Source organism: Pseudomonas sp. EA_65y_Pfl1_P113 (genome assembly GCF_963970525.1).
GTDB classification, from domain to species: Bacteria; Pseudomonadota; Gammaproteobacteria; order Pseudomonadales; family Pseudomonadaceae; genus Aquipseudomonas; species Aquipseudomonas tritici.
In genome coordinates, this window is the sequence record NZ_CAXAQM010000278.1 from 1 (window position 1) to 570 (window position 570).

Annotated in this window: 1 protein-coding gene; it reads left to right on the forward strand. The window is 59.1% G+C overall.

Annotation, left to right across the window (positions count from 1 at the left end; translation table 11 throughout):
* Positions 1 to 570, forward strand: a 570-nt coding sequence (locus AACY52_RS29590) for a hypothetical protein (protein ID WP_339561264.1), incomplete at both ends; no start/stop codon positions are given.

A 570-nucleotide genomic window follows, 5' to 3' on the forward strand; every position in this document is an offset into this window, starting at 1 on the left:
CACTACCCCGTATGATGACAAGCTGTACCTGCGCGCTTATGGCGGCATGACCACGACCTATGCGGCGGACGGCACCTCGGCGACCAACGTCTATCGTTGGAACACCACCGATGCGTCGAAATATGAGTTCAAGGAATTCTACTTCCGCGAATTCTGGAACAAGACCAGCCTGCGCGAAGCGACCGGCAACGGGCATCTAAAGCTGAGTGACATATTCACGCTGCGCGCGGGGGCGAGCTATCGCCGCTACAGCACGTCGGGCTCCGAAATCTACAATGACGGGCAGTTCCACCAATTCACCGGCAGCCCCGTGACATCCTATGCCGACGTCTTCACGCAGAACGAGGCGGCAAGCTGGATCACCGGCAATTATGCGGCAGCATTTGCCAAATATAACGCCTCGCACACCACCGCCGGCGCAACCGACATCGAAAACACCTACACCGTCACCGAAACGACCAAGGCGACCTATGGCCAGCTCGACTGGGACGGCCATGTCGGCGGGATGCGGCTGCGCGGCAATCTCGGCGTTCGCGCGTATTTTACCGACGTCAACAGCAACGGCCTGAT